The sequence below is a fragment of the Streptomyces sp. NPDC006655 genome (assembly GCF_040703965.1).
GTDB lineage: Bacteria > Actinomycetota > Actinomycetes > Streptomycetales > Streptomycetaceae > Streptomyces.
Genome location: NZ_JBEYJU010000147.1, coordinates 1 through 13,927, shown reverse-complemented (window position 1 = coordinate 13,927; position 13,927 = coordinate 1). Strand labels below are relative to the sequence as shown.

Sequence of the window (13,927 nt, the reverse complement as noted above, 5' to 3'; positions counted from 1 at the left end):
CCCCACCCCACTTATCACCCCCTCTTACTAACCATTCTCCCCCCACCCCCCGCATCCCCCCTGCCCCCCCGCCCTCTCCCCTGGCCGGGGGGGGGTGCAACACCCCCCCCCCCCGCTTCCGTGCTATCGGCTAGTCAGTGCCTACTGGCACCTCTTGCCGGTGTTGATGCAGTTGGCGATGGTGTTCGCCAGGTTGTTCTTGAAGACCGCGATGAAGTCGTCGTGGTCGGTCGCCGACTTGTGGAGCTGCTCCGGGAAGCCGTCCACCGCGTAGGCGTTCTTCACCTGGCCGTTGACGATGCTGGGCTGGGCGACGTTGTAGACCAGACGCATCGTCAGCTGCGGGATCGCCTTGAACCCGTTCGGGCAGACACCGCTCGCCGGGTCCGCGAACGCGACGTGCGTGCGGTGGTTGGCGCTGTCGATGTTCTTGCCGTCCCAGCAGCTCTGGAAGGCGAAGGTGCGGACCACCTGGCTGCCCTGCGGGCAGATCGGGTACTGCTGGGTCAGCTGGACCTTGTTCTCGAAGCCGGTGCAGCTCCAGTGCGCGTTGGCGTTGCCCAGACCGTTGGTCGTGGTCTTGGCGTCACCGGTGATGATGCGCAGGAACTGCGGCATCGCGGTGACCTTGCTGGCCGGGGAGCCGACGTACTTGATCTGCGCCTGGACCGGGGTCAGGATCTTGCCGACGTTGCCCTCGGTGCCACCGCCGGGCGCGTTCTGGTCGAAGTCCTTCGTGCCGTTCTGCTCGCGGATCACCGGCCAGTAGTAGGCCGACAGGTCGCTCTTGTTCTGGCAGCTGGTCTGGTCCGCGATCAGCGAGTTGTTCGTGGAGAACGCGTTGACCTTCTGGTTGCCGACGTAGTCGTGCAGGTGGTGCGCGCCGTTGCTCACGCCGGGCGCCACGATCACGTTGTCGGTGTTGTGGTTCTTGTTCGCGTTCACACCGCACTTGGTGACGAAGGAACCGGTCGAGGCCTGGGCGCCGTTCTGCGGCTTGCCCTGGACGTTGGCGGCGACCTTCGTGATGTCCACGAAGTCCGCGGCCGTCGGGCCGTTGCCGGCCTGCCCGCCGATGCCGACGTCGACCGGGGTGCTGGCGCTCGGGGCGGCCGAGGCCTGGCCGTTGTTGCCGTTCTGGCCGTTGTTGTTCTGACCGCCGTTGTTGTTCTGGCCGTTGTTGTTGCCCTTGCCACCGTTGTTACCGCCACCGCCCGCGGTGGTCTGGTTCGTGGTCTGCGTGGTGCAGGCCGCGAGCTGCGACAGCGAGTTGTCGAACTGGCCGCCGACCCGGGTGACGTCGATCCTGATCCGGTCGATCGTGGCCGCCCGCTTCTCCTTCAGGGGGCCGACGATCGCGTTCTGCACGAAGCTCGCGTCGCCCGCCTGGGCCTGGCGGGTGGAGGCGAGCCGGGAGTAGGCCTCGGTGATCTGCTTGTCGAGGTTGGCGAGCTCCGTGGCCACCCCCTGCTTGGCAGCGGCCGGCACGCTCGTCAGCTTCTGGCCGACGTCCGGGCAGGCGATGGTCGCCACCGTGGCGGCAGCGGCCTTCGTGTAGTTCTGGGCGGCGTTGTTCGACTCGTGAGCCGAAGCGTTCATCTGCGCCCAGAGCAGCCCGCCCCCGCCGAGCGCTATGGCCGCGGATGCGGCAATGGCCTTGACGGCCAGCGGCGAGCGGCGTTTGCGTATGTTGCGTCCCATGGAACTCCTCAGACCTTCCTTGCGGGGCGGCATCGAGGCGCCCGACAGGAGTGAAGCGGCGCCCTCTCATACGGTCCTCATCTCAGAGGTGTTCAGCCGACTCACAAATTCATCAGAGATTCGTTACGCACTTGGGCCACAACAGCCGTTTGAGCTGCGGAAGTTCCGGGAAAATCAGCGATCGCGGTCGAGGTGGGCCAGCACCGCGAGGACGCGCCGATTGTCATCGTCCGACACCTCCAGTCCCAGTTTGGTGAAGATGTTGGAGGTGTGTTTGGCGATGGCCCGTTCCGTGACGACGAGCTGCCCGGCGATCGCCGCGTTCGAGCGGCCCTGCGCCATCAGCTCCAGCACCTCCCGCTCGCGCGGTGTCAAGCCGCCCAGCGGCCGGTCGTCGGCGCGCCGGGCCAGCAACTGCTGGATCACCTGGGGGTCCATGGCCGTACCGCCCGCCGCGACCCGCCGTACGGCGTCCACGAACTGCTCCGCGTCGAACACCCGGTCCTTCAGCAGGTATCCCACCCCGCCGCTGCCGTCGGCCAGCAACTCCCGCGCGTACAGCTGCTCCACGTGCTGGGAGAGCACCAGCACCGGCAGCCCCGGCCGGTCCCGCCGGGCCCTGAGCGCGCACTGGAGCCCCTCGTCGGTGTGCGTGGGCGGCAGCCGTACGTCCACCACGGCCACGTCCGGGTCCAACTCGGCCAGGGCACGCGCCAGTTCGGGACCGGACTCGACGGCGGCGGCGATCTCGAAGCCGTAGGCCTCCAGCAGCCGGACCAGTCCGTCGCGCAGCAGGAACAGGTCCTCGGCTAGGACAACACGCACGGAATCTCCATGGTGACCATGGTGGGACCGCCCGCGGGGCTGCTGACGGCCAGGACGCCGTCGAATGTACCCAGTCGTCGCTCCACCCCGGCAAGACCCGAGCCCGCGCCGACCACCGCTCCACCCCTGCCGTGGTCCGTGACCGAGATCCGCAGCATGCCGCCGCCGTCCGCCACGTGGTGCAGGTCCACCCAGATCCGGTCGGCGCCGGAGTGCTTGACCGCGTTGGTCAGCACCTCGCTCACCGCGAAGTACGCGGCCGACTCCACCGGCGCGTCCGCCCGTCCGGGCAGCTCCACGGTCACCTCCGTCGGCACCGGCAGCCGCAGCGCCAGCGCCCGTACGGCGTCCCCGAGGCCACGCTCGGCCAGCACCGGCGGGTGGATGCCCCGGACCAGGTCCCGCAGCTCGCCCAGGGCCTCCACGGAGGCCCGCCGGGTCCGCGCGAGCAGTTCCCGCGCCTGCACCGGGTCCTTGTCCAGCAGCAGCTCCACGGTCCCGAGGTCCATGCCCATCGCGACCAGCCGGGCCTGCGCCCCGTCGTGCAGATCCCGTTCGATCCGGCGCAGCTCGGCCGCCGAGGTGTCCACGGCGTCCTTCCGGCTCTCCGTCAGCACCCGCACCCGCTCCACGAGTTCACCCCGGCCGGGGTCGAGGACGGCGCGGCTCAGCCGGAAGTGGGCGACGAGCAGCCGCGGGCACAGGTACCAGGCGCCGACCAGCAGGACGGCGGCGGTGGCCGCGGCCCCGAACGCGGTGGACGGGCCGGAGACCGGCACGAAGCCGTACCAGTAGGTGCCGCCGTCGGCGAGCACCCGCCACAGCCCGGCGGCCACCGCGAACCCCTCGAACGGATAGAACAGCAGCACCGCGGGCAGCAGCGCGGTCACGAACCCGGCCGTCATGTCGACGAACAGCCACAGCACGTCCCGCCCGACCTGCGGGTCCCGCAGCATCCCGAAGGTCCTGGCCCACGGGTTGGCGTCCGCCGGCAGCGGCCGGTACGCCGACCGGATCCGCACCCCGCACCACTCGTACGCGAGCCGTCGCCGCACGTCCGCCACCCGTCGCGTCGCGCCCAGGACCGAGGGGGTCGTGACGATGCCGACGCCGATCGGGATCAGCGCGACCGAGACCGCGGTCAGGGTGAAGCAGAGGACGGAGACCGGCAGGATCACCAGCGCCAGCACCAGCCCCCGCACGGCGGCGAGCAGCACCTCCCGGGCCCGCTCGCGCAGGCCGCCGCTGTTCGTGTTCGTCGTCATGGCCGTCAGTCTGTCCGACCCCACGGACCCCGGTCACTGGTCCGAAGCCCCCGGTCAGGGGGTGATGCCAGGTACACCCCGGGGACCCGGAACGCCCGTGAGGGCAAGCACCCCGAAGGGAAGCGCCCCGGGGCGCGGGGCCGTTTCGGACCGGCGGCTGCCCCGCGGGGGCGCGTTCCAGCCCCCACCGACCCGCACCCGGATCACGACCCGCCCCCCGGAACCCCGAGCACCCGCGCCTCGACATCGGGGGCCAGGCCCACGGCCGGCCGGTCCTCGCGCGCCGGCGCCACCCCGCCGATCCCCTGGAGCCAGCGCCACGTGTCGGCCACCGTCTCCTCGGCGGGCCGGCACACCAGGCCCGTCGCCAGGGCCCGGGAGATGTCCATGCCGTACATGCAGTCGTACAGCTCGCTGTCCGGCGGCAGCCACACCGGGAGCTGCATCCACGGCTCGATCCCGGCGGCCAGGATCGACTCCGGCGGCGTCCAGCGCAGTTCGGCGTCCGAGCCGGTCACCCGGCGGCAGGTGTCGAGGAGTTCGCCCATCGTGGTGTGCCCGGTCGGGCCGACCAGGTTGTACGGCCCCGAAAGGCCCCGCTCGACCGCGCCGAGGGTCCACGCGGCGAGGTCCCGGGCATCCACGTACTGGAGGGCGAGATCCCGCGGGCCCGGTGCGAGGACCGGGCCGCCCCGCGCGATCCGGTTCAGCCACCACGGCAGCCTGCCCACGTTCTCGTACGGCCCGAGGATCTGCCCGGCGCGTACGAGGACCGAGCCGTCCGTGCCGAAGGACTCGACGGCGGCCAGCTCGCCGCCCCGTTTGTCCTGCGCGTACTCGGTCTGCTCCGCGTCCGCGGCGGCGCCCGTCACCACCGGGGTGTCCTCGGTGTGACCGGCCGGGCGCGGCCACTCGTACACCGAGCAGCTCGACACGTACACATACCGTCCTGCGCGGCCCCGCAGCAGCCGCGCCGTCTCCCGCACCGCCCGGGGCGCGGCCGACCAGGTGTCGACGACCGAGTCCCACTCTGTGCCGTCGGCGAGCGCGGCGAGGCCCTCGGGCGCGGTGCGGTCGCCCCGCAGCGAGCGCACCTCCGGCGGGGACTGCCGGTGCCCCCGATTGAATACGGTCACCTCCCAACCGCGCCCGAGCGCCGCCTCGACGACGGCCCGCCCCACGAACTCCGTACCACCCAGCACAAGAAGTCTCATGCCGATGATCGTGCCCGGCCTCGCCGCCCCGTGGAACGCCGATCTGCCGACAGCAGAGCGCGTCCCCACGACGGCGGCGGCCCGATCGCCGCGGGCCGCCGTGCCGGCCCCCCGGTGCCCGAGAGCACCGACCGGGCCGCTCGCTGTCGGTTCAGCGGCCTGTCGGCGGGGTGTACTTGTACCCGACGCGGCGGACCGTCTGGATCGCCCGGCGGTGTTCCGCGCCCAGCTTGCGGCGCAGGCGGGCGACGTGGACGTCGACCGTGCGGCCGTCGCCGACATGGCCGTAGCCCCAGACCGTGGTGACCAGCTGGTCCCGGGTGTGCACCCGGTTCGGGTGCGCGACCAGATGGGCGAGCAGCTCGAACTCCAGGTAGGTGAGGTCGAGTTCCCGCCCGTCGACCTGCGCGGTGCGCTGCACGCTGTCGACGGTCACGAGCGGCTCGCCGACGGCGGCCGGCGCCGCGCCCGGCGCCGCGCCCGGCGCCTCGCCGGCGTCCACCGGCCGGTCCGGGACCGCGACCGGCAGGAACGGCGGCTGCTGGTCCGCCGGGACCAGCACCAGGTAGCCGATCATCGGCGGCTGGCCCGGCAGGGTGGGCAGGGTGTGCTGCGGCGCGGGCAGCCAGGTGGCGCCGGGCGGCAGCAGGTCCGCCATGTCCACGACCTCGTCCCGGTCGACGGCACGCAGCCGGTGCCGGGGAGCGGGGGAGGCGGCGAGGGCGGGAGCGGGGGAGAGGGAACGAGTGGTCGCCATGAGACGTCAGCTCTTTCGCGCGAGGAGTTCGTCGGTCGGGACGACGGCCGCGATTCGTGGTCGGGCGCGCCGGGACGTACTGCGTTCCGCGCTGGCCGAAGGCCGGGGGTGTACGGCTTTAGAGGGCCCGCGCGTTCATCGCGCGGCAACACACCCGGTCGAAGTCGTGGTGCTGACGGGAAGGCCAGAACGGCTCGAGGTCATGGCGACCCGTCGCGGTGTGGTTCTGGAAGCTGGCCATGCGCATATTGAAGCAGACACAGCCCGGAAACAGGACCCTTCTCTCACTGGTTGGACGCCTCCCTGACCCGGCACCGACCCCGTCCCTCTCACCCCACCAGGCGTTTGTGCCAGGTCAGCGGAGTGAGCTCGATCGCCTTGTCCGGATTGCCGTCCCACACTGCGGACAACCCGGCGTCCACGAGTGCGGCGACGACCGCACGGCCGACGGCCTCGGTGGTGCCGGCGGAGCCGTCGAAGCCGCCGTAGTAGAGGCTGAGGCCCCGGCCCTCGGCGGCGCCACGGGTGCCCTGGTGGTGGAAGAAGACGAAACCCCGCGTCCGGTCCGCGTCCCGCGCCTCGACGCCTATTTCGCTCAACCCGCAGGAACGGCAGCACGCGAAGTCCTGGCGGGCCACGATCCCTTCGCGCTCCAGGGCCGCGAACGCCCGCGTGAGCCGGTCCGGGTCGGTGAGCCCGTGCCAGGCCTGCTGCTCCGTCACCCGCTTCACCCAGAGCCGTTCCACGACCTCCCGGGCCTGCGCCGCGGAGACCGGCTCACCCTCTTCCATCAGGTGAACGGTCTCCTCGACGAGCCGGTCGATGCCGAGGTAGCCCTCCGTCAGCAACGCGCGCACGTGTTCCTCGACGCGGGCCGCCACCCCGGGCGGGAGCGCGGGCGCCGCCTCGCGCGGCGGTACGGCGACCGGCTCCCAGTCGACACCGGCGTCCCAGCCGTCGTCCTCCCGCGCCCAGTCGACCAGCAGGTCCGCCGCCCGGTCCGGGTCCGTGAGGTCCGTACCGGAGAACCGGGCCGCGCCCAGCCGGTGTTCGAGGCGGTAGCCGCCGCCCTCCTCGTGCCATATCTACGCGAACACGTCCGGCAGGTCCGGGATGCGCTGCGCGACCAGGAACCGGTTCCCGGCGCCGCCGAGCCCGCGCACGGCCTCCCGCAGCTCCTCGGGCGCACTCCACACGTACGTCTGCCCGCTCTCCGTCCAGGCGTTGACGGCGAGCACCTCGTCGATCTCCATGCCGCCCACGATGGCACGCGGCACTGACAACGCGGCCGCGGGCAGCCGGAAGGGGCGCCCACCGGTGAACGGCGGACGCCCCTTAGGGAGGAACAGGACGCGGGTCAGACCTGGCCGGCCTTCTCCAGCGCGGAGCAGCAGGTGTCCACGATCAGCCGGGTCACCAGGTACGGGTCGACGTTGGCGTTCGGACGGCGGTCCTCGATGTAGCCCTTGCCGTCCTTCTCGACCTGCCACGGGATGCGGACCGAGGCGCCGCGGTCGGAGACGCCGTAGGAGTACTTGTCCCACGGGGCGGTCTCGTGCAGACCGGTCAGGCGGTCGTCGATGCCGGCGCCGTAGTTCTTGACGTGGTCGAGCGGCTTGGAGCCCTCACCGAGCGACTCGCAGGCGGTGATGATCGCGTCGTAGCCCTCGCGCATCGCCTTGGTGGAGAAGTTGGTGTGCGCGCCGGCGCCGTTCCAGTCGCCCTTGACCGGCTTGGGGTCGAGGGTGGCGGAGACGCCGAAGTCCTCGGCGGTGCGGTAGAGCAGCCAGCGGGCCACCCACAGGTGGTCGGAGACCTCCAGCGGGGAGACCGGGCCGACCTGGAACTCCCACTGGCCGGGCATGACCTCGGCGTTGATGCCGGAGATCGCGAGCCCCGCCTTCAGGCAGTTCTCCAGGTGGGCCTCGACGATCTCGCGGCCGAAGATCTCGTCGGCGCCGACACCGCAGTAGTAGCCGCCCTGGGGGGCCGGGAAGCCGCCCTCGGGGAAGCCCAGCGGGCGGGCGCCGTCGAAGAAGGTGTACTCCTGCTCGATGCCGAAGATCGGCTCCTGGGCGGCGAACTTCTCCGCGACCTCGACCAGCGCCGCGCGGGTGTTGGAGGGGTGCGGGGTGAAGTCGATGTCCAGGACCTCGCACAGGACGAGGACGTCGTCACCGCCGCGGATCGGGTCGGGGCAGGTGAAGACCGGCTTCAGTACACGGTCCGAGGAGTGCCCCTCGGCCTGGTTCGTGGAGGACCCGTCGAAGCCCCAGATCGGCAGCGCGTCCAGACCGGCGGGGGCGCCCGCGATGATCTTCGTCTTCGAACGCAGCTTGGCCGTCGGCTGGGTGCCGTCGATCCAGATGTACTCAGCCTTGAAGGTCACGGGCCACATCCTTCGGGGGTGGGTCGGGCGCACTTGCGGGTGCAGCGGCGCTACGGCACCGGGGCGCCGCTTTTCTGCCCGGCAGCCTGTCAACAGGCGATTTCCCGATCATTGCCCGTATGTGAACCCCGTGTTACCCGGGGGTTCTGTGGTGCGGCTCACGGGCCGCCGGCTCTCCCTCCGTGAAAGCCGGCGGCCCGGCGGCCTCAGCCGGTCGTCCCGGTCAGCCGACCTTCTCGATCAGCGCGCGCCGGATCAGGAACTTGCCGGGCTCCCTGACCTGTTCGAAGGCCGCGTTGTTGAGCAGGACGCAACTGCCGGAGACCGAGGTGACCTTCACCGTCGTGGACTTGTTGTTGTCCAGGTTGGTGACCTTCAGCGTGGTTCCCGCCGGGAACTGGTTGCTGGAGGCGGCAGGCGCGCCGGCCTCGCCGGACAGGGTGACGGTCGAGCCCTTGCAGACCTGCTGCCCGGAGGCGGCGGCCGCGCCGCCTGTGGTGCCGGTGGCCGCGCCGCCGGTGGCCGCGCTCTGCGAGGGTGCCGCGCTCTGCTGTCCCGTCTGTCCCGCCTGTCCCGTCTGACCGGTCCCGCCCGTCTGCGCGCCGTTCGCCGCCTGGGAGCCCTGAGCCGACTCCCCGACGACGCAACCGGACGCCTTCTGCTGGACCTTGATCTGGTCGATGACCGCCTGCCGGTTGGCGATCCGGGCCGCCGACTGGGCGTCCGGGTTCGCCTGCTGCCCGGCGATGAACTTCTCGTTGTTGCCGAGGGCCGTGGCCAGCCCCCGGCAGACGGTCGAGTCCGCGGCCGACGACAGCGTCTTGGCGTTCTGCGGGCTCTGCGCGGCGTTCGAGGTGGTCGCCAGGGCGAAGGCCCCGCCGCCCGCGACCGCCGCGGCGCCGACCAGCAACGCGATCTTCTTCTGTGCTCCGAGGGTTCTCCTACGCGACATGCGCGCCTCCTGAGGGAAGTGGGGGAGCGTACGTGGCTAGGTACGAGATATCGAACGTCGTTACTCAGCGGTCACAGGAGCCGTCGAAGTGGCGTGTGTCACACCGGAGATGAGGGTTGTTCAGCTCTTGCCCCTGGCCAGCGCCTCCTGTACGGCCTCGTCGGTGCGGGCGACGACCGCCGTCCCGTCGTCGGCGGTGATGATCGGCCGCTGGATGAGCCTGGGGTGCTCGGCGAGGGCCGTGACCCACCGGTCGCGCGCGCCCGCGTCCCGCGCCCACTCCTTCAGCCCCAGCTCCTTGGCCTCCGCCTCCTGGGTGCGGGTGATGTCCCACGGTTCGAGCCCGAGCCGCTCCAGCACGGCCCGGATCTCGGCTTCGGTCGGCACGTCCTCCAGATACCGGCGGACGGTGTAGTCGGCCCCCTCGGCGTCGAGCAGGCTGATCGCGGTACGGCACTTCGAGCAGGCGGGGTTGATCCAGATCTCCATGCGGAAAACCGTACGCGAGCCGCCGTCCAGGACGCGATCTGTTCGATTTTCCGAAGCGGTCGTACGGGCCTCTCGAGCCCATCGCGCCACAGCCGAAATACCCATTCCCAGCAGGGGAGTTAACCACTCTTGTGGCCTGTCCCGTTGTCAGTGGCGGCCAGTACACTGGAGGCAGTGTTCGAGAGAGTCGCCGGAGTGTCCGGGGGCCCTCTGACCGCGACAGGAGGATGCCCGTGCCCGCTGCCGCCCTGAAGCCGAAGCCGTTGCCGACCCAGTCCACCGCGAAGCGTGCCGTCGTGCTCGACTCGCCCTACGCGCCGGTGGAGAAGCGCCCGCTGCCGGCCGGGCGGCCCCGCGACTGGTACGTCACGCACAACCGCCGTCTCAAGGCCATGCGCCTCGCCATCGCCCTGCTCGACTCCGGCGTCTACCTGCCGAACCAGGCGCGGAACGAGACGATACGGAGCACGGCGGAGAGCATCGGAGTCCACCCGCCGTCGGACACGACGTGTCACATGGTGCGGGCGCTGATGCGATACGCGCGCTGAATGCGTGACGCGCGCTGAACCGAAGGCGCCGGGCGCCGCGAGCGATTCCTCACGGCGCCGGGCGCCGCGATTCCTCACGGCGCCCGCCGCCCGGCGTCACCCGTTCGCCGGGTCCGGCATGCGCACGCCCCGCCGCACGCTCTTCACTGCGATCAGCAGGTGACGGAGGGAGCAGCGACCGAGGGGAGCGCCGGATGTCCACACCCGCCGACCGCGCCGCCCGCGGCAAGGCCGCCCGCAAGCGCGCCCCCCGGTCCGCGCAGGCCCTGTGGCTGCCCTCGGTGGACCGGCCCGACCCCGTCGCCCTACTCGAACGCCAGGGTCGCGACCGGCTGCCCGAACTGCTGCCCATCCGGTACGGGAGGATGGCCGCCTCACCGTTCGCGTTCCTGCGCGGTGCCGCCGCCGTGATGGCCGCCGACCTCGCCGCCCAGCCGCACACCGGCCTCACCGTGCAGCTCTGCGGCGACGCCCACCTGCTGAACTTCGGGCTCTACGCCTCACCCGAGCGGGCCCTGCTCTTCGACCTGAACGACTTCGACGAGACGTTCCCCGGCCCCTTCGAATGGGACGTCAAACGGCTCGCCGCCTCCGTCGCCGTCGCCGCCCGCGAGAACGGCCACAGCGACCCGCAGGCGCGGACCGCGACGCAGGCGGCCGTCGCCGCCTACCGGACCGCCGTGCGGCGGCTGGCGGGACTCGGCGAACTCGCGGTCTGGTACGAGCGCGTGGACGCCGACAGCCTCACCACCCTGGTCCGTTCCGCGCGCCGACGGCGCCGGATCGAGGACAGCCTCAGCCGGGCCCGGCGCCGCACCAGCCTGCACGCGCTCGGGAGACTCACCGAGGTGACCGGAGGACAGCGCCGCATCATCCAGGACCCGCCCCTGCTGGAACCGGCGGGCGCCGCGGACATGGCCTTGCTCCGCAAGGCGTTCAGCGACTACCGCTCCACCCTCGCCGAGGAACGCCGGCTCCTCCTGGACCGCTACCGGTTCGTCGACGCGGCCCGCAAGGTCGTCGGCGTCGGCAGCGTCGGCACCCGCTGCTTCATCGTGCTCCTCGCCGGCCGCGACGCCGACGACCCGCTGTTCCTGCAGATCAAGGAGGCCCGGGCATCCGTGCTCGACCCCTACCTGCCGAGCGGCCCGCACACCCACCAGGGCCACCGGGTGGTCGCCGGACAGCGGCTGCTCCAGGCCGCCGGCGACATCTTCCTCGGCTGGATGACCGGCCCCCAGGGCCGCGCCTTCTACTGGCGCCAGCTGCGCGACATGAAGGGCTCCATCGAGGTCGCCGCCATGGACCCGACCGGGCTGCGCGTCTACGCCGCCCTGTGCGGTACGACACTGGCCCGCGCCCACGCCCGTTCCGGCGACCGCATCGCCATCGCCGGCTACCTCGGCGGCAGCGACACCTTCGACCGGGCGATCACCGACTTCGCCCTCGCCTACGCCGACCGGACCACCGCCGACCACGCCGTCCTCGAGGCCGCCATCGCGTCGGGGATCCTGTCGGCGACGCCCGGGGTCTGAGCCGGACCCGCCGCCGGCGAAAACGGGATGCACGCCCAGTGACCGGTTGCCTACGCTGAACACACCGCACACCGCACACCGCACACCGCACACCGCACACCGCACACCGCACACCGCACACCGCACACCGACGGACGGCCGCCCGTCCCCCCCCGCGTGCCGTCGGGTCCGTCGGACCGCTCACACACCCACGCCACGGAGGCCCGTCATGGGCACCATCGTCCTCTCCGGAACCGTCGTCCTGGTCGTCCTCGGATTCGGCAACCACACCTGGTGGCTCGCCGCGGTCGCCCTGCTCTTCCTGTACATCCGCTACGGCCGGGACTCGGCCTCGGCTCCCTCGTCGGGCGGCTCGTCCGGAAGGGGCGGGGGCATGGCCGACGACTACAAGACGTACCGGGCCCGCCGTGACCGCCAGGCCAGGTGGGAGCGCCGCTACCGCCGCGAACGCCCCCTGGAGGTCCGGCGCCAGCAGCGCGAGAAGGGCCGGTAGCCAGGTCCCCCGGCCGCTCAGAGACCGGGGGCACCCCACACCGGGAACCACCGACTTAGGTCCTGCTCGATCCGCAGATCGTTCGCGAGCACCGCCTTCACCTGGAGCTCCAGGGCGCTGTCCCGCCGCTGGGAGGTGTCGGAGAGCGGGGCGAAGGGGTAAAAAGTACCTCGCTTGTAGAGGTAGACCAGTGCGAGGCGGCGGGCGCGGGCGTCGGTGAAGGTGGCCAGGGAGCACAGGAGTTGGGGGCCGAAGCCGTTGACCTCCATCGAACTGTTCACCGCGTGCAGGTCGTTGACCAGCTGTACGAGCTGGTCGGGGGAGCGTCGCGAGACCAGCCAGGAGTACCCGTAGTCGTCCTGGCGCAGCTCCACCGGCACCCCGCCGCGGTCCGCGTCCGCGTCGAGCAGTGCCTGCACCTCGTGGTGGGTCTGCTCGAAGGCCGCGCCCTCGACGGTCGCGAAGCACACCGCACCCCCGCCGGTCGGGGTGAACCCGGCCGCCGCCTCCAGGGTCACGGCGGCCGACGGCAGGGCGAAGAGCTGGTCGAGATCGGGTGCGACGGGCTTGGTGCGGCCGAGCAGGATGTCCAGGAACCCCATGCTCACCCGGCCTTCCCGGGCGTCGCCGCCTCACCCAGCTCCGCCGAGATCCGCCCCAGCTGCTCAAGACGCTGCTCCAGGGGCGGGTGGGTGGAGAAGAAGCGCTCGATGCCGGGCTCCTTGCCGGTCGCCGGGGTGAAGTAGAACGCGTTGAAGGCCTGGGCCGTCCGCAGGTCCTTGGTCGGGATCCGGGCGATGTCGCCGGAGACCTTGGTGAGCGCGGAGGCGAGGGCGGAGGGGCGGCCGGTGAGATGGGCGGCGGCCCGGTCGGCGGCCAGCTCCCGGTACCGGGACAGTGCCCGGATCAGCAGGAAGCTGATCGCGTACACGGCCGCGGAGACACCGATGACGGCGGCGAAGACGGCGGCGGTGTTCTGGTCCCGGCGCCCGCCGCCGAAGAGCTGCGAGTAGAAGGCGAACCGCACGATAAGTCCGGCGATCACGCCGAGGAACGACGCGATCGTGATCACGGCGACGTCCTTGTGGGCCACGTGGGACAGCTCGTGTGCGAGCACGCCCTCCAGTTCGGCGGGTTCCAGGCGCCGCAGCAGCCCGGTGGTCACGCAGACGACGGCGTGATCGGGATTCCGCCCGGTCGCGAACGCGTTCGGCATGTCCATGTCCGACACGGCGACCACCGGTTTGGGCATGTCGGCGATGGCGCACAGCCGGTCCACCACCGCGTGCAGCTCCGGATACTCCTCGCGCTCCACGACCCGGCCGCGCATGGCGAACATCGCGATCCGGTCGGAGTACCAGAACTGTGCCACGAACATCGCGCCCACCAGCACGACGACCAGCAGCCACGACTTCAGCAGCACGATCAACGCGGCGACGAACACCACGTACAACAACCCGAGCAGGAACAGCGTGACCGTCATCCGCACGGTCAGCCGCCGGTCGCTCCGGAAGCGGCTCTGCATGTGCACCACCCCGCAGTCAGGCACTCGTCCCGCTGTCCAGTGTGCACCTGCCGGGGGCAATGAGGAGGTTCCGAACGGCCCTAGTGGCGGCAAAGGCTGCCTGTGAACGTCCGTGGCCCGCAGTCGCCCCCGGGACGTCCTAGGGCCTGTCTGACAATTCCCGTCGTCGCCCGGAGGGCGGCCGCGCGGCGTCAGGTGCGTGCTCTGGGGGTCCCCCCGGCCGGAGGCTGGGGG

The 13,927-nt window shown here is 71.6% G+C and carries 15 protein-coding genes; 3 read left to right on the top strand and 12 right to left on the bottom strand.

From position 1 onward, the window contains the following. Positions 1–141: 141 nt before the first annotated feature. From AB0958_RS41705 to AB0958_RS41660, 10 genes are all read right to left on the bottom strand, one after another. Positions 142–1,701: a DUF1996 domain-containing protein gene (locus AB0958_RS41705; protein ID WP_366895709.1), complete on the bottom strand. Its 1,560-nt coding sequence runs from the start codon at positions 1,699–1,701 to the stop codon at positions 142–144. Between the two features lie 174 nt (positions 1,702–1,875). Then, a complete protein-coding gene (locus AB0958_RS41700) occupies positions 1,876–2,526 on the bottom strand; it encodes a response regulator transcription factor (protein WP_366895708.1) in 651 nt (216 codons plus the stop codon). Further along, positions 2,511–3,791, bottom strand: coding sequence for a sensor domain-containing protein (locus AB0958_RS41695; RefSeq protein ID WP_366895707.1), 1,281 nt, complete (start codon positions 3,789–3,791; stop codon positions 2,511–2,513). The genes AB0958_RS41700 and AB0958_RS41695 overlap by 16 nt, the downstream gene beginning before the upstream one ends. 203 nt (positions 3,792–3,994) lie before the next feature. Further along, complete coding sequence (locus AB0958_RS41690) at positions 3,995–5,005, bottom strand: NAD-dependent epimerase/dehydratase family protein (protein ID WP_366895706.1); 1,011 nt, start codon at positions 5,003–5,005, stop codon at positions 3,995–3,997. A 151-nt stretch (positions 5,006–5,156) separates the two neighbouring features. After that, positions 5,157–5,762 carry a winged helix-turn-helix domain-containing protein gene (locus AB0958_RS41685; protein WP_366895704.1) on the bottom strand — a complete coding sequence of 202 codons (606 nt, stop codon included), beginning with the start codon at positions 5,760–5,762 and terminating at the stop codon, positions 5,157–5,159. A 329-nt stretch (positions 5,763–6,091) separates the two neighbouring features. Beyond that, positions 6,092–6,619 carry a hypothetical protein gene (locus AB0958_RS41680; RefSeq protein ID WP_366895703.1) on the bottom strand — a complete coding sequence of 176 codons (528 nt, stop codon included), beginning with the start codon at positions 6,617–6,619 and terminating at the stop codon, positions 6,092–6,094. Between the two features lie 228 nt (positions 6,620–6,847). Further along, a complete protein-coding gene (locus AB0958_RS41675) occupies positions 6,848–7,015 on the bottom strand; it encodes a hypothetical protein (RefSeq protein WP_366895702.1) in 168 nt (55 codons plus the stop codon). Positions 7,016–7,119: 104 nt separating this feature from the next. Then, on the bottom strand, positions 7,120–8,151 hold the full coding sequence (gene glnII / locus AB0958_RS41670) for a glutamine synthetase (RefSeq protein ID WP_366895701.1): 1,032 nt from the start codon (positions 8,149–8,151) through the stop codon (positions 7,120–7,122). Positions 8,152–8,374: 223 nt separating this feature from the next. Then, on the bottom strand, positions 8,375–9,103 hold the full coding sequence (locus tag AB0958_RS41665) for a hypothetical protein (RefSeq protein ID WP_366895700.1): 729 nt from the start codon (positions 9,101–9,103) through the stop codon (positions 8,375–8,377). 120 nt (positions 9,104–9,223) lie between these two features. Further along, the gene (locus AB0958_RS41660) at positions 9,224–9,592 is read right to left on the bottom strand and encodes an arsenate reductase family protein (protein WP_366895699.1); all 369 of its coding nucleotides are present in this window, start codon (positions 9,590–9,592) and stop codon (positions 9,224–9,226) included. A 233-nt stretch (positions 9,593–9,825) separates the two neighbouring features. Here AB0958_RS41660 and AB0958_RS41655 point away from each other — a divergent pair, with 233 nt between their 5' ends. The 3 genes from AB0958_RS41655 (at position 9,826) to AB0958_RS41645 (ending at position 12,168) form a co-directional block, all read left to right on the top strand. Next, positions 9,826–10,140: a hypothetical protein gene (locus AB0958_RS41655; protein WP_366895698.1), complete on the top strand. Its 315-nt coding sequence runs from the start codon at positions 9,826–9,828 to the stop codon at positions 10,138–10,140. Positions 10,141–10,334: 194 nt separating this feature from the next. Beyond that, positions 10,335–11,675: a DUF2252 domain-containing protein gene (locus AB0958_RS41650; protein ID WP_366895697.1), complete on the top strand. Its 1,341-nt coding sequence runs from the start codon at positions 10,335–10,337 to the stop codon at positions 11,673–11,675. A gap of 208 nt (positions 11,676–11,883) precedes the next feature. Beyond that, positions 11,884–12,168, top strand: a complete 285-nt coding sequence (locus AB0958_RS41645; protein WP_366895696.1) for a hypothetical protein — start codon at positions 11,884–11,886, stop codon at positions 12,166–12,168. A gap of 17 nt (positions 12,169–12,185) precedes the next feature. Here the strand turns inward: AB0958_RS41645 and AB0958_RS41640 are convergent, their stop codons facing one another. Both AB0958_RS41640 and htpX read right to left on the bottom strand, forming a co-directional pair. After that, positions 12,186–12,770, bottom strand: coding sequence for a hypothetical protein (locus tag AB0958_RS41640; protein WP_366895710.1), 585 nt, complete (start codon positions 12,768–12,770; stop codon positions 12,186–12,188). A 2-nt stretch (positions 12,771–12,772) separates the two neighbouring features. After that, positions 12,773–13,693: a zinc metalloprotease HtpX gene (htpX, locus tag AB0958_RS41635; RefSeq protein ID WP_358970270.1), complete on the bottom strand. Its 921-nt coding sequence runs from the start codon at positions 13,691–13,693 to the stop codon at positions 12,773–12,775. Positions 13,694–13,927 lie beyond the last annotated feature (234 nt).